At 60.2% G+C, this 22,330-nt stretch carries 19 protein-coding genes; 9 read left to right on the top strand and 10 right to left on the bottom strand.

Annotation, left to right across the window (positions count from 1 at the left end):
- Positions 1 to 46: 46 nt before the first annotated feature.
- The 5 genes from whiA to secG all read left to right on the top strand — a co-directional run bounded on the left by whiA (position 47) and on the right by secG (position 5,048).
- Positions 47 to 1,036: a DNA-binding protein WhiA gene (gene whiA / locus M5J09_RS08270; RefSeq protein ID WP_042530740.1), complete on the top strand. Its 990-nt coding sequence runs from the start codon at positions 47 to 49 to the stop codon at positions 1,034 to 1,036.
- Between the two features lie 398 nt (positions 1,037 to 1,434).
- Complete coding sequence (gene gap / locus M5J09_RS08265) at positions 1,435 to 2,442, top strand: type I glyceraldehyde-3-phosphate dehydrogenase (protein ID WP_042530742.1); 1,008 nt, start codon at positions 1,435 to 1,437, stop codon at positions 2,440 to 2,442.
- A 152-nt stretch (positions 2,443 to 2,594) separates the two neighbouring features.
- A complete protein-coding gene (locus M5J09_RS08260; protein ID WP_042530744.1) occupies positions 2,595 to 3,812 on the top strand; it encodes a phosphoglycerate kinase in 1,218 nt (405 codons plus the stop codon).
- A 37-nt stretch (positions 3,813 to 3,849) separates the two neighbouring features.
- Entirely contained in the window at positions 3,850 to 4,629 is a 780-nt protein-coding gene (gene tpiA / locus M5J09_RS08255) for a triose-phosphate isomerase (RefSeq protein WP_257157545.1), read from the top strand.
- A gap of 185 nt (positions 4,630 to 4,814) precedes the next feature.
- Entirely contained in the window at positions 4,815 to 5,048 is a 234-nt protein-coding gene (secG, locus tag M5J09_RS08250) for a preprotein translocase subunit SecG (protein WP_039675251.1), read from the top strand.
- 131 nt (positions 5,049 to 5,179) lie between these two features.
- On the opposite strand, the gene pgl is transcribed toward secG, so the two are convergent.
- The 5 genes from pgl to tkt all read right to left on the bottom strand — a co-directional run bounded on the left by pgl (position 5,180) and on the right by tkt (position 11,877).
- Positions 5,180 to 5,941 (bottom strand): 6-phosphogluconolactonase, encoded by a 762-nt coding sequence (gene pgl / locus M5J09_RS08245; protein WP_042530748.1) that lies wholly within the window; start codon positions 5,939 to 5,941, stop codon positions 5,180 to 5,182.
- Between the two features lie 44 nt (positions 5,942 to 5,985).
- On the bottom strand, positions 5,986 to 6,924 hold the full coding sequence (locus M5J09_RS08240) for a glucose-6-phosphate dehydrogenase assembly protein OpcA (protein WP_144792829.1): 939 nt from the start codon (positions 6,922 to 6,924) through the stop codon (positions 5,986 to 5,988).
- A 20-nt stretch (positions 6,925 to 6,944) separates the two neighbouring features.
- Positions 6,945 to 8,396, bottom strand: a complete 1,452-nt coding sequence (gene zwf / locus M5J09_RS08235; protein WP_374982116.1) for a glucose-6-phosphate dehydrogenase — start codon at positions 8,394 to 8,396, stop codon at positions 6,945 to 6,947.
- Between the two features lie 251 nt (positions 8,397 to 8,647).
- Positions 8,648 to 9,733 (bottom strand): transaldolase, encoded by a 1,086-nt coding sequence (gene tal, locus M5J09_RS08230; RefSeq protein ID WP_257157544.1) that lies wholly within the window; start codon positions 9,731 to 9,733, stop codon positions 8,648 to 8,650.
- 68 nt (positions 9,734 to 9,801) lie between these two features.
- Positions 9,802 to 11,877, bottom strand: coding sequence for a transketolase (gene tkt / locus M5J09_RS08225; RefSeq protein ID WP_257157618.1), 2,076 nt, complete (start codon positions 11,875 to 11,877; stop codon positions 9,802 to 9,804).
- Positions 11,878 to 12,090: 213 nt separating this feature from the next.
- On the opposite strand from tkt, the gene M5J09_RS08220 reads away from it, so the two are divergent.
- The gene (locus M5J09_RS08220) at positions 12,091 to 13,125 is read left to right on the top strand and encodes a heme o synthase (RefSeq protein ID WP_374982114.1); all 1,035 of its coding nucleotides are present in this window, start codon (positions 12,091 to 12,093) and stop codon (positions 13,123 to 13,125) included.
- 32 nt (positions 13,126 to 13,157) lie between these two features.
- On the opposite strand, the gene M5J09_RS08215 is transcribed toward M5J09_RS08220, so the two are convergent.
- From M5J09_RS08215 to mptB, 5 genes are all read right to left on the bottom strand, one after another.
- On the bottom strand, positions 13,158 to 14,126 hold the full coding sequence (locus M5J09_RS08215) for a quinone oxidoreductase (protein ID WP_257157543.1): 969 nt from the start codon (positions 14,124 to 14,126) through the stop codon (positions 13,158 to 13,160).
- A gap of 127 nt (positions 14,127 to 14,253) precedes the next feature.
- Positions 14,254 to 15,231 (bottom strand): heme A synthase, encoded by a 978-nt coding sequence (locus tag M5J09_RS08210; protein ID WP_257157617.1) that lies wholly within the window; start codon positions 15,229 to 15,231, stop codon positions 14,254 to 14,256.
- Positions 15,232 to 15,327: 96 nt separating this feature from the next.
- Entirely contained in the window at positions 15,328 to 16,089 is a 762-nt protein-coding gene (locus M5J09_RS08205) for an ABC transporter permease (RefSeq protein ID WP_257157542.1), read from the bottom strand.
- 39 nt (positions 16,090 to 16,128) lie between these two features.
- Positions 16,129 to 17,043, bottom strand: coding sequence for an ABC transporter ATP-binding protein (locus tag M5J09_RS08200; protein WP_042530765.1), 915 nt, complete (start codon positions 17,041 to 17,043; stop codon positions 16,129 to 16,131).
- A gap of 6 nt (positions 17,044 to 17,049) precedes the next feature.
- The gene (gene mptB / locus M5J09_RS08195) at positions 17,050 to 18,804 is read right to left on the bottom strand and encodes a polyprenol phosphomannose-dependent alpha 1,6 mannosyltransferase MptB (protein ID WP_257157541.1); all 1,755 of its coding nucleotides are present in this window, start codon (positions 18,802 to 18,804) and stop codon (positions 17,050 to 17,052) included.
- Positions 18,805 to 18,998: 194 nt separating this feature from the next.
- On the opposite strand from mptB, the gene M5J09_RS08190 reads away from it, so the two are divergent.
- From M5J09_RS08190 to sufD, 3 genes are read left to right on the top strand one after another with little or no spacing between them, the layout of a single operon-like run.
- Positions 18,999 to 19,649: a helix-turn-helix transcriptional regulator gene (locus M5J09_RS08190; RefSeq protein ID WP_374982115.1), complete on the top strand. Its 651-nt coding sequence runs from the start codon at positions 18,999 to 19,001 to the stop codon at positions 19,647 to 19,649.
- Between the two features lie 60 nt (positions 19,650 to 19,709).
- On the top strand, positions 19,710 to 21,116 hold the full coding sequence (gene sufB / locus M5J09_RS08185) for a Fe-S cluster assembly protein SufB (RefSeq protein WP_162484150.1): 1,407 nt from the start codon (positions 19,710 to 19,712) through the stop codon (positions 21,114 to 21,116).
- Entirely contained in the window at positions 21,117 to 22,307 is a 1,191-nt protein-coding gene (gene sufD, locus M5J09_RS08180) for a Fe-S cluster assembly protein SufD (protein WP_257157539.1), read from the top strand.
- Positions 22,308 to 22,330: the final 23 nt, after the last annotated feature.

Below are 22,330 nucleotides of genomic sequence, written 5' to 3'. Positions count from 1 at the left end.
CTCATAGCCGCGTGGCGGCATCAACAGTCGAAAGGGGAGACACGAGGTGTCTGCGTCATTGACCGATCAGGTCAAGGAGGAACTTACGGCGGTATCCGTACCGCGGCAGTCTGCCCGCGCGGCAGAAGTTGCCGCCATTCTCAGGTTTGCCGGCGAGCTACAGGCCACTGGTGAACGCGTCACCTATGACGTCGAGCTGGAATCAAAAAAGGTGGCTGACCGTCTGGTCACTGCGTTGGATGAGCTTTATTCGATCACTGCCACAACGCACTTGGCTGGCCCAGCATCGTCGTCGAAGAAGAACCGTATCCAGGTGCGTATTGCCACGGGAGCCAAGGAGCTCACCCGCCGCCTTGGCTTGATCACGAGGTCGGGGCACCCAGTAGTGGGCCTTCCACCCCAGGTCATATCTGGCTCAATTGCGGATAACGAAGCCGCGTGGCGCGGCGCTTTCTTGGCGCAGGGAACGCTCACTGAACCGGGCCGTTCATCAGCTCTCGAGGTGACCTGTCCGTGCCAGGAAGCAGCCCTAGCCCTTGTGGGCTGTGCCCGCCGTCTTGGAGTACCGGCAAAGACCAAGGAAACCCGCGGTGCGGATCGCGTGGTGATTCGTGATGGCGATGCAATCGGCGCCCTGCTGACTCGCATGGGTGCCCAAGAAACCCGTCTTACGTGGGAAAAGAAGCGTATCCAGCGCGAGGCGCAGGATACCTCTCGCCGCCTAGATAATTTTGATGATGCCAACTTGCGTCGTTCCGCACGCGCTGCGGTAACTGCGGCTGCTCGCGTGGAACGCGCGATGGTCATTTTGGGCGACGATGTACCAGAGCATTTGGCTGATGCCGGCCGTTTGCGTGTGCAGCACCGTGAAGCTTCATTGGAGGAGCTGGGCCGCCTAGCGGACCCACCTATGACTAAAGATGCTGTCGCTGGCCGGATTCGCCGTTTGCTCTCTATGGCAGATAAGCGAGCCAAGGAGTTGGGCGTTCCGGATACGACCCAGTCCGTGACTGAGGATCTTTTCGACGACGATTAAGCGGCTCGCGCTAACGTAACGCCCGTTCGGGCATTCGTTCTGGGGCGCCCCACGTAGCCACCCTGAATTTTTGTCTGGGTGGCTTCGCTCGTTTCCGCTTGGGTGATATATCCCACGCGGTGTCAAAACTATTCCACACATTCCCACATGAACGGGCATAGGTGCAGGTGTTGCGGTGTGGTTTTCCTCGAACTAAACAAAGGCGCCAAACAACTGTACTCCGGTTTTTACTGTGCCGCGGTCACGAGTGTGGTGCCCCTGACTAAGCAGTGCGAGAGCCCACAACCGTGGGTACTATCGACCGTGTTGGGAAAACCGACGACGACGTCACGAGAGCGTGGCCGCCTATCGGCAGTCCCCACGAAGAACTTCACTCGATTATTTGAGGAGACATCACAGTGACCATTCGCGTAGGCATCAACGGCTTTGGCCGCATCGGCCGCAACTTCTTCCGTGCAGTAGCACAGGGCAACAATGACCTTGAGGTTGTCGCCGTCAACGACCTGACCGACAACGCCACCCTCGCCAACCTGCTCAAGTACGATTCCGTTCTCGGCCGCTTCAACGGCGAGATCGAGCATGACGAGGAGTCCATCACCGTCGACGGCCACCGCATCGCTGTTTCTGCCGAGCGTGACCCGAAGAACCTGAACTGGGGCGAGCACAACGTAGATATCGTTATCGAGTCCACCGGCTTCTTCACCGACGGCGAGGCAGCCAAGGCTCACATCGAGGCCGGCGCCAAGAAGGTCATCATCTCCGCTCCGGGTAAGAACGTTGACGCCACCTTCGTCTACGGCGTGAATTCCGACGAGTATGACGCTGAGAACCACAACGTCATCTCCGCCGCATCCTGCACCACCAACTGCCTGGCGCCGATGGCAAAGGTCCTCCACGAGAAGTTCGGTATCGAGAAGGGCCTCATGACCACCATCCACGCTTACACTGGTGATCAGCGCATCCAGGACGCTCCGCACCGCGACCTGCGTCGTGCCCGCGCCGCTGCCGTCAACATGGTTCCGACCTCCACCGGTGCTGCTAAGGCAGTTTCCCTGGTTCTCCCAGAGCTCGAAGGCAAGCTGGATGGCTACGCAATGCGCGTTCCGACCATCACCGGTTCCGCTACCGACCTGACCTTCCAGGCTTCCCGCGACGTCACCGTTGAAGAAATCAACGCAGCCATCAAGGAAGCATCCACCGGCGAGTTCGGCGAGACCCTGGGCTACACCGAGGATCCGATCGTCTCCACCGACATCATCACCGACCCGCACGGCTGCATCTTCGATGCTGGCATGACCAAGGTCTCTAACGGCAACTTCGTTAAGGTTCTTGGTTGGTACGACAACGAGTGGGGCTACACCAACCAGCTCGTTCGCACCACCGCCCTGGTTGCTTCCAAGCTCTAAAGCCTTAAGCACCTTGTGATACACCGGCCCATGCGCCACGCCCTCAACCTCCGTGGCGTGCGCTGGGCCGGTTGTCGTCTATTAGCCCGCCTAAGCGCATAAAAATACGTACGATTTTAGTTAGTCAATCACTTTCCATAAGGAGAATCACCATGGCTTTCAAGACTTTGGATGACCTGCTCGCAGAAGGCGTCGAGGGCCGCCACGTCCTCGTCCGCTCTGACTTCAATGTCCCTCTGGATGACGAGGGCAACATCACCGACTCCGGGCGAATTACCGCATCCCTGCCCACCATCAAGGCTCTTATCGAGGGCGGTGCCAAGGTCATTCTGTCTGCCCACCTTGGCCGCCCGAAGGGAGAGGTGAACGAGAAGTACTCCCTAGCACCAGTCGCTGAAGCCCTTTCTGAGGCTCTCGACCAGTACGTTGCACTTGCGGGTGACGTCAGTGGTGAGGACGCTCACGAGCGAGCCAACGGCCTTAATGAGGGCGATGTCCTCCTCGTGGAGAACGTACGCTTCGACCCGCGTGAGACCTCCAAGGATGAGGCAGAGCGCGGCGCCTTCGCCGATGAGCTCGCCGCACTAGCAGCCGACAATGGCGCTTTTGTGTCCGACGGTTTCGGTGTTGTCCACCGCGCACAGGCGTCCGTGTACGACGTCGCCAAGCGCCTTCCCGCCTACGCCGGCAAGCTGGTTCAGAAGGAAGTGGAGACCCTGGCGTCCGTAGCCAAGGACCCGGAGCACCCGTATGTCGTGGTCCTGGGTGGCGCAAAGGTCTCCGACAAGCTCGGCGTTATCGAAGCACTGGCTGACAAGGCCGACAAGGTCATCATCGGCGGCGGCATGTGCTACACCCTGCTGGCAGCACAGGGCTACAACGTTCAGAACTCCCTGCTGCAGGAAGACCAGATCGACAACTGCAAGGACCTCCTCGAGCGCTTCGGCGACAAGATCGTCCTGCCGGTCGACCTTATTGCCGCCACCGAGTTCAACGCAGACGCCGAGAACAAGGTCGTTGCTCTTGACGGCATCCCGGAGGGCTGGATGTCCCTCGACATCGGCCCCGAGTCTGTCAAGAAATTCGACGAGGTCATCGCCACCTCCAAGACTGTATTTTGGAACGGACCGATGGGCGTCTTTGAAATGGAAGCCTTCTCCAAGGGCACCGCTGGTGTTGCACAGTCCATCATCGATGCCACCGCCAACAACGGTTCCTTCACCGTCGTCGGCGGCGGCGATTCCGCTGCATCTGTCCGCCTGCTCGGCTTGGACGAGAACGGATTCTCCCACATCTCCACCGGTGGCGGCGCTTCCCTCGAGTTCCTGGAGGGCAAGGAACTGCCGGGCGTCGAAGTCCTCGAATCCTAATCACCACTCAACACGTTCCCCTGTAGAAAGGCACATCATGGCACGTACCCCGCTTATTGCTGGTAACTGGAAGATGAACCTCGATCACAAGGAAGCTATCGGCTCCCTTCAAAAGTTCGCCTTCGCACTGCCTCAGGACTACTACGAGAAGGTCGACGTGGCCTTCATGGTCCCGTTCACGGATATCCGCACCGTGCAGACGCTTGTCGACGGCGACAATCTCAAGTTCACCTATGGCTCGCAGGACATCTCCAAGCACGAATCTGGCGCCTACACCGGCGAGGTGTCCGGCAAGATGCTCTCCGCTTTGGGCTGCTCGTGGGCCGTCGTCGGTCACTCGGAGCGCCGCGAATACCACGGCGAGACCGATAAGCTCGTAGCAGAGAAGGCTGCTGCGGCGCTGGCTAACGGAATTAGTCCGATCGTCTGCGTCGGTGAACCACTCGACGTTCGGGAGAAGGGCACCCACGTTGATTACGTGGTGACCCAGACACGCAACTCGCTGCAGGGCCTGTCTGCTGACGACCTTGCCAAGACCGTCATCGCGTATGAGCCGGTCTGGGCGATCGGCACCGGTAAGGTCGCCTCCGCCGACGACGCGCAGGAAGTCTGCGCTGCTATTCGCGGTCTCGTGCGCGAGCTCGGCGGCGACGAGGTTGCAGAGGGCATTCGCATTCTCTACGGCGGTTCCGTCAAGGTTGACTCCGTAGCTGAGATCGTGGGCAAGCCGGACGTAGACGGCGGTCTCGTTGGCGGCGCCTCGCTGAAGGGTGAGGATTTTGCGAAGCTGGCAGCCAACGCTGCGTCTGAGGCCTAAGCGCTAGGGCATAGGCACTGGTGGCTTAGTCTCCCTAAGCGGGTCGGAATGGTTTCTGGCCCGCTTTATGGTGTAGCATCGAAGAATGTCTTGCGCCGGTTGGACGCCTCGGCACACCCGAGTGCGCCGCCGAATACCGCGCAACCTGTACAAACGTCACAACCGTGTAAACAAGGAACTTTTTCATGATCTTGGCACTGGAAATCATCCTGGTGATTGCCGCAATCCTCATGTCCATCTTCGTGCTGCTGCACAAGGGTAAGGGCGGCGGCCTGTCCAGCCTCTTCGGTGGCGGTGTGCAGTCGAACCTGTCTGGTTCCACTGTGGTGGAGAAGAACCTGGACCGCTACACCGTGGTCATGGTCATCATTTGGCTGGCCTGCATCGTTGCGCTGAACCTGCTGCAGGCTTACAGCTAAACGCACGGTTCCCGCACACCTGCTACGGGGATAGAGAAGAACGCCGCGGCCCCTTTCTTAGTCGAAGGGAGGTCGCGGCGTTTCTTTGATTTCTGGCAGTCTCCGTGAGAGACTGCCAGTGCCCCTGAGGGCTAGAGTTTCTCAGCTGCGTCGTCGGCGAGGAAGAGAACGGTTTCCTCAACGCCGTGGGCACCGGCCGCTGGCCAGTCCTCAGCAGCGGCGCCGGCAACAAGATGGGCAGCGGCCTCGGCCTTTTCTTCTCCGGCTACCAGGAACCAGACGCGCTGGGAGCGGTTGATGGCAGGGTAGGTGAGCGTGACACGCTCCGACGGGGGTTTAGGGGAGTCATGCACCGCAAAGGCAAAGTCAGTGTCCTCGTAGACGGCCTCAGCGTGCGGGAAGATGGAGTTGATATGGCCTTCGCCGCCCATCCCCAAAAGGTGAAGGTCAAAGCCTTCTGGGGCGAACTCACGAATTTCTCCCTCATAGGCTTGAGCTGCGTGCTCCATGGAAATGGCGCCAAGGTCATAGCCGTGGATATTGTGTTCCGGGACTCCGACCGGACCGAGCAGGGCCTCGCGGGCCTGCCCCTCGTTGGAGTCCGGATCACTGACGGGTACGTTGCGCTCATCACCGAAGAACACGTGCACGCGAGTCCAATCCACCGTCAACGCTGGGAAGTCAGGGCCCTGCTTCTGTGCAGCATGATCCAATCGCGCAAGCTCACGCAGAAGCCCAATTCCCGCACCTCCACCGGTAAGCACTACTCGGGCGACGCCGTCCTTGTGCAGGCCGCCGCCCGGAGTCTGGATGGCCGCAATCGTATCGATGAAAGCGAGTGCGGCGGAGGATATGAGCTCATCTACATCGCTCACGCGGTGAAGAGTAACCATGGTGCAGGAAGATCCTTTATAGAGAAGTGTAGAGGTGCTGGGACTTAGTGTTTCTCACTGTAGTCCACGTTAGCCAATGCGCGGAGAGTACGGGCGTATGTCCTGTCCGCGTCGAGATGACGCAGTTCTTCAGACAAGACTTCGGCCTCCGAGCGAATATCCAGGCTCACGAGCGACTCGGGTGATCCCGGGACGCTGACCTTGACGGTTTCCGAATCCACTACGGTGATAGCGACATCTGTAGTGGGGCGGCGGAAGATGAGGGAGGTAATTGGGAAGGTGTTCTCATCGCACTCCGCAACTGTGCGATGGACGGGGACGGAGAGGGCGTCGAGAAGCCAGCCAGCGGCAAAATCCACGGCGGCGTGGTTGTGAGCACCCGAAATCTCCACAGAGTGCACAGGCTCATGTGGGTGACGGTCCAGCGCAGACGCAACAATGCCGCGCCACAACGTGATGGCGCCCCACGACATGTCGGAATCACCCGGCTTGTATCCCGAGGACAGCAGGTGAAGATCGTACTGATCGACGCCATCGCCATGCGCCACATTGGTAATACGACGCTGAGCGAGCGCACCAATGGGGACCGATGCCGGGGATTGCGGGCAAGCCGTGGGCCACCACGCCACAATGGGGGTATCAGGAAGCAGCAGGGGAGTCACGACTGCCTCTGCTTGGTCCGCCAATGCTCCATGCAGGTGCATGACCACGATTTCTGAAGCGCCGGCTTCACCACCCACGCGTAGCTCAGCGTCAAGGCGAGTCTTGTCCACAGGATTACCGCGGGCAATAACGATCACACGGGATGGGTGCTCATGAGACGCATCGCGAACGGAAACCAAGAGGTTGTCCAGGTCGTCGCCCTCCTGCGTCATGACAATGAGGGTAAGGACACGGCCCGTGGTCAGAGTGTAGTGCTCCTGCATCTCCACGAGCTTCTGGGAAATCTTGCGCGTCGTCGTTTCGGGCAAGGGGATAATCATGTGGTGTTCCTCCTGTGGGCCTACGGACGGCGCCAGGAGTGACCCTGACGGCGCAGCATTCTATCAGCGGACTCGGGACCCCACGTGCCAGCGCGGTACTGCTCGGGCTGTCCAATTCCTGCCCAGTACTCGATGATGGGATCCAGGATGGACCAGGACAGTTCAACCTCGCGGTTAGTGGGGAAGAGGGAGGATTCATCCAGCAAGGCATCGAGGATGAGGCGCTCATAGGCCTCGGGAGACTCCTCAGTAAACGCGGAGGCGTAGGCGAAGTCCATGTTGACGTCGCGCACCTCCATGGTGGAACCAGGCACCTTGGAACCAAAGCGCATGGTCACGCCTTCATCCGGCTGGACGCGGATGACCACGGCGTTCTGATCCAAAGCCTCAGCCTGCCCCTGGTCAAAGGGCTGGTGTGGGGCGGTCTTGAACACGAGGGCGATTTCTGTCACGCGGCGCCCCAAACGCTTGCCGGTGCGCAGATAGAAGGGAACGCCCGCCCACCGGCGGGAATTCACCTTGAGGGTGCAGGCAGCATAGGTCTCCGTTGTGGACTCAGGATCAAAGCCCTCTTCCTCACGCAGTCCCTTAACGTACTCCGAGCCCTGCCAACCGGCCGCGTACTGGCCGCGTGCCGTCGTTTTGTTGAGCGGGTGCACCGCCTGTGTGGCCTCTAGAACCTTGATCTTTTCTGCCTGAAGGGCTGCCGGGGCAAAGGAGGACGGCTCCTCCATGGCGACGAGGGCGAGCAGCTGCAGAAGGTGGTTCTGGATAACGTCGCGAGCGGCACCAATACCGTCGTAGTAGCCGGCGCGCCCTCCCAAGCCGATGTCTTCAGCCATCGTGATCTGAACGTGGTCAATGTAGTGTGCGTTCCACATCGGCTCGAAGATCTGGTTGGCAAAGCGCAGCGCCATGATGTTCTGCACTGTTTCCTTGCCCAGGTAGTGATCGATACGGAAGACCGAAGACTCCGGGAAGACGGCGTTGACAATCTCGTTGAGCTCGCGGGCAGAAGCCTGATCGTGGCCAAACGGTTTCTCAATGATGACACGGCGCCAGGAACTCTCCGTGTTGTTTGACATGCCGACTCGCTCCAGTTGGTGGCAGATATCGGAGAAGAATTCCGGCGGAACGGAAAGATAATACGCCCAGTTACCACCGGTACCACGAGAGGTGTTGAGCTCGGAAAGGCGTGCTGACAGTTTATCGAAGCCGGCGTCGTCAAAGTTGCCTTGAATAAACTCGATGCCCTTGGCAAGGTGCTCCCAGACACGTTCGTTGAAGGTCGTGCGGGCGCCCGCCTCGGCTGCCTCGCGGACGTAGTCGCAGAAAGCTTGTTTGTCCCAGCCGCGACGGCCATAGCCCACGAGGGTGAAGCCGGCCGGCAACAGACCACGGTTGGCCAAATCATAAATGGCCGGCAGGAGCTTCTTGCGTGCCAAATCGCCGGTCACGCCGAAAATCACCATGCCAGAGGGGCCGGCGATGCGCGGAAGGCGCTTATCCTTCGCGTTGCGCAACGGGTTAACCCACGCGCTGGTAGTGCTCACTAAGTGTCCTTTCGGTCTGTGTGAGGTTAGTCCAACAGCCCAGCATAGCGATACGCGCCCCGCCAACGATAGTTGCCTGTTCGTTAGTGGGGCGCGTGTGACTAAAAAGGGTTAAAGAAATCTTCTACCATTTGAACAATTCCTCATCGCCGGGGCAGGGAAAGTGGAGCCTAAGAGAGACGGTCCACCATTGATGCGAGGAGCTCCTCCCACGCGGCCACGAACTTGTCGACTCCCTCGCGCTCCAATACCGCAAAGACGTCATCAAAGTCGATGCCGACTGCTTCGAGCTCTGCGAAGACCGTATCCGCCTGCTCACCGGCACCAGTCAGGGTATCGCCGTGGAGGTTGCCCTGGTCGAGAACTGCATCGATGGTCTTCTCCGGCATGGTGTTTACCGTATCGGGGCCGGCCAGCTCAGAGACGTAGAGCGTCGCCGGGTACTCCGGATTCTTCACGCCTGTCGACGCCCACAGTGGACGCTGCACCTGCGCACCTTCCGGAAGATCCGCGCCGGCGCCAAATTCCTTGGCAAACAAAGCATAAGCGCGTTGGGCGTTGGCCACGCCTGCCTTTCCACGCAGTGCTAGAGCCTCCTCAGAGCCGATGAGTTCGAGGCGCTTATCCACTTCGGTATCGAGACGAGAGACAAAGAAGGAGGCCACGGAGTGAATCGTCGATACATCCTTGCCCGCCGCGGCGGCACGCCTGATCCCTTCCTTATACGCGGCAATGACCTCGGCGTAGCGCTCCACCGAGAAAATGAGCGTGACGTTGACGGAGATGCCCGCGGCTAGCGCGTCGGTGATTGCTGGGAGGGATCCCTTCGTGGCCGGAATCTTAATCATGAGGTTGGGGCGATCCACCTGCGCCCACAGTTCACGGGCCTGAGCCACAGTGGCCTCCGCGTCGGCGGAAATGCGCGGGTCGACCTCGATGGAGACGCGACCATCGCGGCCCCCTGTCTTCTCGAAGATGTCGCTGAGGACATCGCACGCGTTGCGGACGTCGTCAACGGCGAGGGAGTAGACAGCCTCATCGGCTTTCACGCCCTTTTCCTTGAGGTCGGCGATAGCCGCGTCGTAGGAAGTGCCGGACGACATTGCGGAGGCGAAAATAGCTGGATTGGTGGTGACACCCACAATGGACTTGGTAGACACAAGCTCGCGGAGATTCCCGGAATCCAGGCGCTCGCGCGACAGATCGTCGAGCCACGTCGAGGTACCGATCGTGGCGAGTTCATCGATGTGAGTCATGGTGTGTACAGGGTCCTTTCGTCAGCAACGGCGCTGGGCCGTCGCACTGGCCTGGTAGAAGGTGCGGACTAGATGGCGTGGGCTGCGCCAAGGGCATCGCGGGCGGCGTCCACAATAGCCTCGGCGGTAAAGCCGAACTTCTCAAAGAGCTCGCCAGCAGGGGCAGAAGCACCGAAGTGCTCCAAGGACACCGTACGGCCGAAGGAGCCGGTGTACTTGTGCCACGGCATGGAGATGCCCGCCTCGACGGATACGCGTGCCAGGACTGCGGATGGGAGCACGGACTCGCGGTAGTCTGCGTCCTGCTCGTCGAACCATTCCAAGCAGGGAGCGGATACGACTCGGGTCGCGGTTCCCTCAGCCTCGAGCTGCTGTGCGGCCTCTACTGCCAGCTGCACCTCGGAACCGGAGGCCAGCAGGATAACGTCCGGGGTCTCCTTCGAAGCCTCAACAAGTACGTAGGCACCGCGACGAACGCCGTCGGCAGCCTTGTCCTTGGTGCCTTCGAGGACGGGGAGGTTCTGACGGGACAGCGCCAGGCCCTTTGGCGCTGCCTTGTACTCAAGTGCGGCGGCCCAGCCCTGAGCGGTTTCATTGGCATCGGCTGGACGGATCACGGAGAGGTTCGGGATGGCACGCAAGGCGGCGAGGGTCTCAACCGGCTGGTGAGTAGGACCATCTTCGCCAAGGCCGATGGAGTCATGGGTCCACACGTAGTAGGTATCAGTGGACATCAGCGCGCCGAGGCGCACGGCCGGGTACTGGTACTCAGAAAAGATGAGGAAGGTACCGCCGTAGACGCGGGTATTGCCGTGCAGGGCAATGCCGTTCATGATGGCGGACATGGCGTGCTCGCGGATACCAAAGTGCAGGTTGCGCCCACAAGGCTGCGCAGACCATGCATCAGTGGTGATGGATTCGGGACCAAAGGAGTCAGCTCCCTTAATCACGGTATTGTTGGAGCCCGCCAGGTCGGCGGAGCCGCCCCACATCTCCGGCAGGGAGGCAGCCAGCGCCTGGATAGCGGCCTCGGAAGCCTTACGAGTAGCCAGGGACTCGCCTGCCTCCCAGCTTGGGAGCTCAGCGGCGAAGTCTGCTGGGAGCTCGCGAGCCTGAAGGCGGTCGAAGAGCTTCTTTTCTTCTGGGTGGGCGGCTGCCCATTCATCGAACTTCTTCTGCCACTCGGCATGCTTCTGCGCGCCGCGCTCGGTGAGCTTGCGGGTATGGGCAAGCACCTCGTCGTCGATGTGGAAGTGCTGCTCGGGGTCGAAACCAAGAATCTCCTTGGTTGCCGCAACTTCGTCCTCACCGAGCGCCGCGCCATGAACACCGCCGGTGTTCATCTTGTTCGGTGCTGGGTAGCCGATGACGGTCTTGACGCGGATGAAGGACGGGCGGGTAGTTTCTGCGCGGGCAGCTTCAGCTGCTGCTTCGAGTGCCTCGACATCCTCACCGGACTCAACCGTCTGCACGTGCCAGCCGTAGGCCTCGTAGCGCTTCACGACGTCCTCGTTGAAGGCGATGTTCGTGTCGTCCTCGATGGAGATACGGTTGTCATCCCAGAACACGATGAGGTTGCCCAGCTGCTGAGTGCCTGCCAAGGAGGAAGCTTCAGCGGTCACGCCCTCTTGCAGGTCACCATCGGACGCGATGACGTAGACAAAGTGATCAAAGGGGGATTCGCCGGCGGGTGCGGAAGCGTCGAAAAGCCCGCGTTCTTTCCGTGCCGCCATGGCCATACCGACGGAGGAAGCCAAGCCCTGGCCCAGCGGACCAGTGGTGATCTCCACGCCATCGGTGTGGTGGACCTCCGGGTGGCCCGGGGTCTTAGAACCCCAGGTGCGCAAAGACTTGAGGTCTTCCATCTCAAGGCCGAATCCGCCCAGGAAAAGCTGAATGTACTGGGTTAGTGAGGAGTGGCCTACGGAGAGCACGAAACGGTCACGGCCAGCCCAGTGCACGTCCGCTGGGTCATGATTAATGATGCGCTGGTAGAGCGTGTAGGCCAGCGGTGCCAGGGACATCGCGGTGCCAGGGTGACCGGAGCCGCAGTTCTGCACAGCGTCCGCGGCGAGAACGCGCACGGTATCCACGGCGCGGGTGTCTAGGTCACTCCAGTCAGAGGGATAACGGCGCTGGACCATAGCCTGCAGTTCCGGGGACAACTTATCGTGCGACACGGTGAAAACCTCACTTCGCTTCTGGAAACAGATATACCGTTTATCAGTGTAAAGGTTTTTGAATCCCCGGCGGGTAATTATAGAAACCACGATCTGGGCGGTAGGGTGGCATGGTTGAGGCCGGTCGGTTTGTACTCAGGTTTTCCGGGGATTGTCTTCACACGAATGTGAGGATGGTTGTCGGGAACTTTCGAGCCCCCGCAGCCGACCACTACTAAGACCCACTGCTCGTACGCTGTCGTTGCCAGATATACGGAGGATTGTTCCTTGGAGACCATCAAGGCCTATTTTGCGCTGACGAAACCGAGGATCATTGAACTCCTCCTCGTTGCGGCAATCCCGGCAATGCTCCAAGCACAGCGTGGATTTGACGCTGTCTCCTCGAACTTCTGGCTCATTATTTCCACAATTTTCGGTGGCTGGATGGGCGCGGCCGCAGCCCACACGTTTAACAACGTTGTGGACTATGAAATCGATCAGAAGATGCAGCGCACCCGTGCGCGCCCACTTGTTCGCGCCACCATCTCGCGCCGCAACGCGGCTATCTTCGCGTGGATCATGCTGACCCTTTCCGTCTTTTGGCTGGGCGTATTGGCTCACTCGTGGCTCGCGGCATTTTTCGTGCTTCTGACGAACTTCTTCTACGTGTTCGTCTACACCAAGTTCCTCAAGATGCGTAATGCCCAGAACATCGTCTGGGGCGGTCTGGCCGGATGTATGCCAGCCATGGTGGGCTGGGCCGTCATTCGTGATAACGCCCCAGCGGGGGAGCCGGATCGCTGGTGGCAGGCCGTTGTCCTTTTTCTCATCATCTTCTTCTGGACGCCGCCCCACACGTGGGCATTAGCCATGAAGTACAAGGAAGATTACCGTAAGGCTGGCGTGCCCATGCTGCCTGTAGTAGCAGCGGAATCGGAGGTCACGCGGCAAATCGTGTGGTACACGGTGGGCACCGTGATCGTTACGTTGCTCATCATTCCAGCTGCCTCGTGGATATACCTTGTGGCTGCGGTGGCATCCGGTGCGGTCTTCTTGTGGATGGCAATCCGTCTCCACCAGGGAGTGAAACAAGGCGCCAAGGTCAAGCCTATGCGCCTGTTTATCTACTCCAACAACTACCTTTCGGTGCTGTTCATTGGCCTGTCCGTTGACGCCGTTGTGGGGTGGGAGCCCATTGGTCGCATGCTCGGCTGGTCCGCTACATTCTTCTAGCCGCGCAACGCGCGTCGAACCATGCTGGTCAGTTAATCCTCGCGTACACGCAAGACAATGGATCCGGTAGTCTTACGGCCTTGCAAGTCGCGGTGAGCCTGTGCAGCCTCGGCGAGTGGATACTCCGCCGAGACACGGAACGTGATATCACCGTCAATAACGGCTTGGACCACGGCCTGAGCACGCATGTGGAACTCACCCTCCTGCGCGGTCCACGCGCCCAGGGAGGGGCGGGTGAGGAAAATTGAGCCGTGCTTGTTAAGCAGCTGCGGGTCCATAGGGGGAACCGGGCCGGAAGCAGCGCCGAAAAGCGCCACTGTGCCGCGTGGGCGGACAACCTCGAGGGACTCGTTGAACGTGTCCTTGCCCACGCCGTCGTAGACCACATCCACGCCGCGTCCACCGTTGAAGCGGCGTACCTGCTCCGCCAAGCCTTCGCTATAGAGGAAGACTTCATCGGCGCCGGCCTCGTAAGCCAGCTTCTTCTTTTCTTCGGTCGAGACGACTGAATACACCGTTGCTCCGAGGGACTTAGCCATCTGGGTGAGAACGAGGCCCACACCACCTGCGCCGGCAGTAATTAGGCAGGAAGCGCCTTCGCCGAGCTGGTAAACGCCGTGGCTGAGGTAATGGGCCGTCATGCCTTGCAGCAGCATTGAGCCCGCGACAGCAGAAGGAATTTCATCAGGGACGGCGACGACGCGGTCACGGGGCACGCAGACCTGTTCTGCGTAGGAACCAAAGGCATGGTCCCAGGCCACCATGGTGCCCTCGGCAATCTCGCCCTTCGGATCATGGACTACCCGTCCGCTTCCCTCAAAGCCCATGATAAATGGGGTAGAGGCGTTGTAAATGCCTTCACGGTAGTAAGTATCGATGTAGTTAACACCGGCCACGGAGACGTCGATAAGCAGCTGCTCGTCCGTCGGCGTTGGGTTGTCTACCTCGGTGTAGGTGAGGACCTCTGGCCCTCCGGTCGTGGTTACCTGAATTGCATGCATATACCTAGGCTAAACGAAACCCCGATCACAGCGCAGCAAAAAGGCACCGCCTCCCACAGACGGGGATGCGGCGCCTCAGCGTCATTATGACTGGGGACAGGCGTTATGAGTCGACTTCTTAAACGGCTTAGCGCTTTGTGGTCGGTTCACCGTCGAGTGAATGCACATCACGTGCATCCACGCGGCGGCGGCCATGTGCCCACAACAGTGCGGTGAACGCGGTGACCACGGAAGACATGCCGACGTGGAAAGGTACTGTCCAACGCGGAATGTGCAGGTAGAACTGGGCCACACCAATAGCCCACTGCACGACGATGCACATGATGAGAACCCAACCGGCGTTCTTGGCGGCCTTGGGAGCGCCCGAGCGGTGCAGAAGAAAGACCATGATCAACGTCAGGGCAAGGTACACATACATGCAGATGGCGTGAATGACGGCCATACCATAAGTGTCAACGCCGAGGCGCCCTTCCATGCCAACCCCAGCATCACCGGAGTGAGTACCTGAACCTGTCACAAAGGTGCCGGTGAGCAAGACGATGGACAGCGCCACCGCGGCGATGACCGCGAGCGTACGAATAGCAGTAGGGAAGACGCGCGTGGGGATGCCATCATCGGGCTCAGCGATGCGTGAGTAGAGCATGGCGGCGATCCACACCAGCACCATCGACGGCAGGAAGTGAATGGCCACCGACCACCAGGACAGCTTGAGGAAGACCGAAAGAGCACCGATGAGGGCCTGAACCACGATGCCGGCCAAGCCGAGCCATGCGTAGACCTTTAGCTCGGTACGGCGCTTGGATTTATGCATCGCCACGATAGTGGCCACAGCGGCGGCTCCCACGACAAACGTCAACAGGCGGTTGCCAAATTCGATCACCTGGTGCACGAGCGGTGCAGCACCCTCGAGCGGCACCAAGGAGCCGGGGTGGCAATTGGGCCACGTGACGCACCCCAGGCCGGATCCAGTAACACGAACGATGGATCCAGAAACGGTGATGCCAGCCTGGCACAGCAAAAGGATGAGCGCGAGGATGCGCTGCGTCTTCACTGAAGGGCCGACGGCGTGTCCGGGATCCTGGACAGAAGAGTGGGGCGACGTAATGTTGGCAGTACTCACGGCTCCTCAGCCTACCGCTCGGGCGTTCCCGGGACTAATGCCACCTGCTGTGCCCACGCTTGGTGGGGAGAAAAGTCACATTTAACCGTCGAAGCGGAACCAACGCACCGCGGCGAACGACGCGACTGCCGCCCATCCCGCAAGGACGAGTAGCTCGAACCCGGGGAAGCCGCCGGTCAACGCAGTGTCGAGCCCACTTGCCATAGCCACGGTGGGTACAAGCGTCAAGAGGCCGTTATCGCCCAAACCTTGGGAATACATGACCCAGCCCACCGTGCCGAGCAGGATAAACCAGATGAGGTTGGATACAGCGAGAACCACCTCGGAGCTCATCGTGCCGCCAAGAAGAAGGCCTAGCGCAGTGAAAGCGGCGACGCCAAGGATCAAGGCCACGATACCTACCGCGATGCCCTTCGCACCGACCCGTAATCCCAGGATGGCTGCGACGGTACCCAGCACGAGAACCTGGATAACCACCATGGAGAGCACCGCGATGATCTTGCCCACGATAATGGCCCAGGCAGGCACTCCCGAGGCGCCTGTACGTTTGAGTGCGCCATAGCGACGATCGAAGGCGAGGGAAATCGCTTGCCCCGTAAAACCGGAGGAGGTGGCGGCGACGGCAAGCACCATAGGGAAAATCTCCTCCAGACCATGGCCCGTAATGCTTTCTAGCTTGTGGGCGCCGATAAGAATCGCGAGAGGAATAATAACGCTGAGCAGCTGTTGCTCGCCGTGGCGCACCATCAGCTTGGACTCAATGGCTCCTTGTGCGCGGGCCATGGCGGCTACGCCCACGCGCTGGGGCTGTGGGGAAAAGGTTCCAGGTGCGAAGGTGCTCATAGTGTGTGTCCTTAGGTGCGCGCGGTGTACGGGATTGTTCTAGCTACGCATTTCCCGACCTGTGAGGTCGAGGAAGACTTCTTCGAGGTTGCGGTGCGAGGTTTCCAGGCTGCGCAGCGTCACGTCTTGTGCGGCCAACGCGGTGGCGAGAGCCGCAATAGCCTCAGGGCTGACGGTGCTGGCGAGTCGATAGTGGAGCGGGCGCACGGCCTCGGCAGAAATACCTGCGGTGTGAAGGGCCTCAAGGTCTACCGGGGTAGCAGTTTCAAAGCTTACTTGCGCGGTTTCGGAGGTCTCCATGAGATCTGCCGTGGTGCCGCTGGCTACGAGTTGGCCATGGTCGATGATGACGACTCGGTCCGACAGTGCCTCTGCCTCATCCATCAGGTGTGTGGTGAGGACAACGGTGACGCCATCCTCCCGCAGAGCGCGAATGAGATCCCAGACGGCGAGGCGCGATTGAGCATCCATGCCGGCCGTAGGTTCATCGAGGAAGACGAGTTCGGGGCGCCCGATTATCGCCAGCGCCAGAGAGAGGCGTTGCTGCTGTCCACCGGATAGGCGACGGTATGTGTTCTTTGCCACGCCGGTGAGCCCGAGGGTCTCGAGCAACCAGTCCGGATCGAGCGGGTTGGCGTTATATGAGGCGCTTAGTTTCAGCATCTCGCGCACCTTGATTCCGGAATAGGAGCCTCCCCCTTGCAGCATGATGCCGATTCGTGCACGCACGGCATCGGGGTGACGAGAGGGATCTAGGCCGAGAACGTCGATGTTTCCGGAGGTGGGCTTGGTGAAACCTTCACACATTTCGATGGTGGTGGTCTTGCCGGCTCCGTTGGGCCCGAGTAAGCAGAGGATTTCGCCCCGGTTGACGCGGAAACTGAGTCCGTCCACAGCATTGACATCGCCGTATGTTTTGACGACGTTATCCAGGACCAGAGCTGTTGTATTCACGAAGGCTTAGTGTAGGACACGGACGCCTGCCCTGCGTAGCGCAACCCACCCCGCGGTTGCGAGGATAAGGAAAGTGACCACGGCTGCTAGGTAGATGACGAGTACTGTTCCCGGCGGAAGGCCTAGTCCGCGCGGGAGCACGATGAAACTCATCACTCCCGAGTAGATAATGACCGCCAGCCGGAAGAACCGGCGGTTGGCCCACGCGGCAAGGGGGAGCACGGCCCACAGGATGTACCACGGCTGCACGACGGGAAAGAAAACGACGAGGACGAATGTAGACACGCCTAATCCACCGACGGGATGAATCGCGCCGCGATAGGTGGCGAAGAGCATGCGCGCCATGAACGCAGTGGCGATGAGAACACCCACCGCGCGCGTAACGGTGAGGATGGCATCGGTGTGATCACCCAACCCCAGTAGCATTCCGAGGAATCCGGCGCCGACGCCTACCGACGTCGTCGTGGACAGCCAGGATCGGATGGTAGCGGCACCGCCCTGGCCAAAAATCCACCCGATGTCGATCCCTGTCGTGATGGTGACTGCAGCAATCGATGCGGCAAGAATCATAACCTGTGCGATCCCAGCACGGAGGATGGCGCGCACTGGTGAGACGCCGTGCTTATCGACGAGCATTCGGGCCAGCGCCATCCCCACAAACCCCAACCCGATGAAACCCGTGACCTTGACCATGCCCGCACAGGAGATAAGCACACCGGAAACAAGGAAAAGAACCCAGCGGTGCCATCGTGAGGAGTTCTCGTCGCCCACAGCTCGCAGCCCGCATTCCAGGCCGACGAGGGCCAAACCCAGCATGAAGGCCTCGTTGTGGATGCCGCCGACGAGATGCAGGATGGTGAGAGGGTTAAGGATGCCCAGCCAGAGAGCGGCCTCAGGGGAGACCCGGCAACGCACAGCAAGGCGTGAGATAGCCCATCCTGCGGCGATAATGCCGGCCAAGGAGAGAACTCGGTGCGCCACTACACCCCAGATGATGGAGTCACTCGTTATCCAGCTCACAGCCGCAGCCAATCCCAGTGCCACCGGGCCATAGGGTGACGGTGAGTTAGCCCAGATGAAGGGGACGGAACGCGCAAGATCATTATCTGCGCCTAAGAGTTCCACGGGACCCGCCGAATAGGGGTCGAGGCCTTGGAGAACAATGGAGCCGTTGGCCAGGTAAGAGTAAATGTCCTGGGTAAAGAGGGGAGCGGTGAAGAGAAGCGGCAGCACCCACCCCAACCATGTGCGCCACATGTGGCTTTGTGTTACGACGTGGGGGGAGTGGCTAAACCGCTGCGTGTGTACTGAATCTTCCCCACGGCTGCGGCGCGAAAGGCGCAGTGGGGCACCTACGAGGGGAGCCATGCAGATCCAGGCGATCACCATGAATCCCACGCCGATGAAAACTATGGCCGAGGCGGACTGCAGCATGCGGGACATGAGTGGGCCAAACGGCAACGACTCATAGGGATTTCCCACCACTGGCAGCGCGCCGGCGCCTAACCCTCCTAGGGCGATGAGAAGCGAGCCAATGGTGCCCAGCCATCGGAGTGTGAAGAGAGTGCGGAGATGGGCGATGGTGCGACGGTGGACGTCGCTAAGCGCGGCGTCCTTGCCCGTTCCCAGCGAGTCCGGAGCGTCCTGGTGGAGCAGCGCGGAGCGGGACCCTGCTAAGCCCATCCGTGGCAGCTCATCGCGCACGCCCCACACGGCGCGCTTGAATCGCCCCGATCGGGTGTAGTGACGCTCCTCTTTCATGAGTGTCTACCTTAGTCGCTCGCCTATCGGGCGACACGCAGGTGCCTCTGTGGATGAAAGAGTGGAAATTGGGAATGAATTAAGGAACACTAGTGTTGTCTAATCTGAGACACGTTTGCTAGGACACACTCAAGGAGGTGCACACCGTGACGAAGGAGACTCGCTCCACTGAAGGCGATACCCGCCGGCATGTCATGCTGTTGCTTCTCAAGGACGGTCCGGTCACGGCGTCGTACCTGGGTAAGCGTCTAGGTCTCTCGGCTGCTGGCATTCGTCGGCACTTAGACATTTTGGTGGAAGAAGGACTCACCGAGGTGGTTCACCGCCGTCCGCCGGCCCGCCCAGGGCATACGGCTGGCCGTGGCCGCCCAGCTAAGCACTTCCGCCTCACAGATCAGGGCCGTGCCCAATTTGGTCACGCCTACGACCAGCTCGCCGCCGAAGCTCTCACTGCGCTCCGGGAAGCCGGCGGGCCGGAGGCCGTGCGCCGCTTTGCGAAGGCTCGTTTCGAGCGCCTCGTGGAGGACGTGAAACCTTTGGTGGCTGACGATGAATCGGTACCGGAGGTAGCACGTCAACTTGCCGAGGTTCTTGATGCACATGGTTACGCTGCCACGGTGACCTCTGTGGGTAACGGCGTGCAGATCTGCCAGCACCATTGCCCGGTCGCCCATGTGGCTGCCGAGCATCCGGAGCTGTGTGAGGCTGAGCAGGAAGTCTTCTCCGCCCTCTTAGGAAAACATGTGCAGCCCCTGGCCTCTATTGCGGATGGCCACGGAATCTGCACCACAAACATCCCTCTTACACCCGTGCCGCCGTCTTCGGCGGGACGGGAAGAACGCTAATCGACGAGAAAGGAGCGGGCTTTGACACAGGCACAACCAGCACCAGGGCTTGAAACCAAGATGAGCGATGATGAAATCATCTCCTCCATCGGTGGCTACGAGTATGGCTGGCACGATTCCGACGAAGCCGGCCAGGCAGCACACCGCGGATTGAGCGAGGATGTCGTTCGTGACATCTCGCAGAAGAAGAACGAGCCGGAATGGATGCTCGAGTCGCGCCTCAAGGCACTGCGCGTGTTCAACAAGAAGCCGGTTCCGACGTGGGGCCCGGATCTGTCTGACATCGACTTCGACAACATTAAGTACTTCGTCCGCTCCACCGAGAAGCAGGCCCAGACTTGGGATGACCTTCCGGAGGACATCAAGGAGACTTACGACAAGCTGGGCATCCCGGATGCAGAGAAGAAGCGCCTTGTCTCCGGTGTTGCTGCTCAGTACGAGTCCGAGGTTGTTTACCACAAGATCCGCGAGGACCTTGAGGAACAGGGCGTTATCTTCGTCGATACCGATACTGCTGTGCGTGAGTACCCGGAGATTCTCCAGGAGTACTTCGGCACTGTTATTCCGGCCGGTGACAACAAGTTCTCCGCGCTCAACAACGCCTGCTGGTCCGGTGGTTCCTTCGTGTACGTGCCGAAGGGCGTGCACGTGGACATCCCGCTTCAGGCTTATTTCCGCATTAACACTGAGAACATGGGACAGTTCGAGCGCACTCTCATCGTCGTCGAAGAGGGCGCTTATGTTCACTATATTGAGGGCTGCACCGCCCCGATTTACAACTCGGATTCCCTGCACACCGGCGTCATTGAGATTGTGGTGAAGAAGGGTGGCCGCTGCCGCTACACCACCATCCAGAACTGGTCCACCAACGTGTACAACCTGGTGACCCAGCGCGCCAAGGTGGAAGAGGGCGGCACCATGGAATGGGTTGATGGCAACATCGGCTCCAAGGTCACCATGAAGTACCCGTCCTGCTGGCTCACTGGTGAGCACGCCAAGGGCGAAGTTCTTTCCCTGGCTTTCGCTGGCGACAAGCAGGTTCAGGACACCGGATCCAAGATGATCCACATGGCGCCGAACACCTCCTCCAACATCGTGTCCAAGTCCGTGGCCCGAAACGGTGGCCGCGCCGCGTACCGCGGTCTTGTCCAGGTCAATAACAATGCCTCGAACTCCACCGCAAACGTCGAGTGTGATGCTTTGCTGGTGGATAACGACTCGCGTTCGGACACGTACCCGTACAACGACATCCGCAACGATCACGTCACCCTGGGCCACGAGGCAACTGTCTCGCAGGTCTCTGAGGAGCAGCTGTTCTACCTCATGTCTCGCGGTATCGCCGAGGAAGAGGCCATGGCGATGATCGTGCGCGGCTTCGTCGAGCCGATTGCTAAGGAGCTTCCGATGGAATACGCCTTGGAGCTCAACCGCCTTATCGAACTGCAGATGGAAGGATCGGTGGGCTAAGTGGTAGCTTCCAACGAATTTAACCCAGCTGACGTCACCAAGGGTGACCAGTTCACCTCGTTCAACGTCGAGGATTTCCCGGTACCGCACGGCCGCGATGAGGTCTGGCGTTTCATCGCGCTGCGTAACCTTCGCGGCCTGCACAATGGCGAGTTCGCGCCGGCTACCGCACAGAAGATCGACGTCGTCACTCCAGAAGGCGTGACCTCCGAGACCGTGGCGGCTGATGACTCCCGTCTGGGTGCCGCTGGTGCACCAGCGGACCGCGTTGCCGCTCAGGCATGGACCTCCATGCCGGAAGCACAGGTTGTCACCGTTGCCGCAGAGGCACAACTGGACAAGCCGGTTGAAATCACCATCACCGGCGCTGGCGACGGCGTGACCTCTTTCGGCGCAACCTCCATCCACGTGGGCCACCACGCTGAGGCCACTGTCGTGCTGAAGTACGTCGGTTCTGGCACTCACGCAGACAACGTGGAGTTTGTGCTGGAGGATGGCGCCCAGGTCACCGTCGTTGTTGACGCCGACTGGGAGGATGACGCGGTTCACCTGTCCCACCAGGTTGCGAAGGTAGGCCGCGATGCCGTCCTGCGCCACAACACCGCCATCTTCGGCGGCGAGATTGTGCGCCTCGTCCCGCGCGTGGTCTTCGACGGCCCTGGCGGCGACGCCGAGCTGCTCGGTGTCTACTTCGCTGATGCTGGCCAGTACTTTGAGAACCGCCTGCTCGTGGACCACGATGTCCCGAACTGCCGCTCCCGCGTGTTCTACAAGGGTGCCCTACAGGGCGCGACGGCCGCGGAGAAGGAAGAGGCTGGCTCCACTTCCCGCACCCCTGAGGCTCGCACCTGCTGGGTTGGTGACGTGCTCATCCGCAAGGATGCCAACAACACCGACACCTATGAGACGAACAACAACCTGATCCTCACCGAGGGAGCGCGCGCTGACGCCATCCCGAATCTGGAAATCCAGACTGGTGAGATCGTCGGTGCCGGACACGCCGCGACCGTGGGCCGCTTCGATGACCTCGAGCTGTTCTACCTCATGTCCCGCGGTATTCCTGCCGCCGAGGCTCGCCGCCTCATCATCCGCGGCTTCTTCTCTGAAGTCATTTCCCGCATCCCGGTCGAGTCCCTACGTGAGGATCTGGAATCCCGCGTCGTCGACGAGCTCGCCAAGATCAACGCTTAAAACTTCCCGAAAGCAGGTACCAA

Origin of the sequence: Corynebacterium sp. BF-R-2 (assembly GCF_024586525.1) — a bacterium.
Classification (GTDB): Bacteria; Actinomycetota; Actinomycetes; order Mycobacteriales; family Mycobacteriaceae; genus Corynebacterium; species Corynebacterium singulare.
Note: the sequence above shows the minus strand (reverse complement) of the source record. Positions and strands in the feature narration are given on the sequence as shown.

Excerpts from the sequence above, each read along its gene's own strand:
- M5J09_RS08205 (WP_257157542.1), bottom strand. The coding sequence starts at position 16,089 with ATGAGCACCTTCGCACCTGGAACCTTTTCCCCACAGCCCCAGCGCGTG.
- tal (WP_257157544.1), bottom strand. The coding sequence starts at position 9,733 with ATGACTCACATCGATGAACTCGCCACGATCGGTACCTCGACGTGGCTC.
- M5J09_RS08240 (WP_144792829.1), bottom strand. The coding sequence starts at position 6,924 with ATGATTATCCCCTTGCCCGAAACGACGACGCGCAAGATTTCCCAGAAG.
- tkt (WP_257157618.1), bottom strand. The coding sequence starts at position 11,877 with ATGGTCCAGCGCCGTTATCCCTCTGACTGGAGTGACCTAGACACCCGC.
- mptB (WP_257157541.1), bottom strand. The coding sequence starts at position 18,804 with ATGAAAGAGGAGCGTCACTACACCCGATCGGGGCGATTCAAGCGCGCC.
- M5J09_RS08215 (WP_257157543.1), bottom strand. The coding sequence starts at position 14,126 with ATGCATGCAATTCAGGTAACCACGACCGGAGGGCCAGAGGTCCTCACC.
- sufB (WP_162484150.1), top strand. The coding sequence starts at position 19,710 with ATGAGCGATGATGAAATCATCTCCTCCATCGGTGGCTACGAGTATGGC.
- secG (WP_039675251.1), top strand. The coding sequence starts at position 4,815 with ATGATCTTGGCACTGGAAATCATCCTGGTGATTGCCGCAATCCTCATG.
- zwf (WP_374982116.1), bottom strand. The coding sequence starts at position 8,396 with ATGGTGATTTTCGGCGTGACCGGCGATTTGGCACGCAAGAAGCTCCTG.
- M5J09_RS08190 (WP_374982115.1), top strand. The coding sequence starts at position 18,999 with ATGCTGTTGCTTCTCAAGGACGGTCCGGTCACGGCGTCGTACCTGGGT.
- tpiA (WP_257157545.1), top strand. The coding sequence starts at position 3,850 with ATGGCACGTACCCCGCTTATTGCTGGTAACTGGAAGATGAACCTCGAT.
- M5J09_RS08260 (WP_042530744.1), top strand. The coding sequence starts at position 2,595 with ATGGCTTTCAAGACTTTGGATGACCTGCTCGCAGAAGGCGTCGAGGGC.
- pgl (WP_042530748.1), bottom strand. The coding sequence starts at position 5,941 with ATGGTTACTCTTCACCGCGTGAGCGATGTAGATGAGCTCATATCCTCC.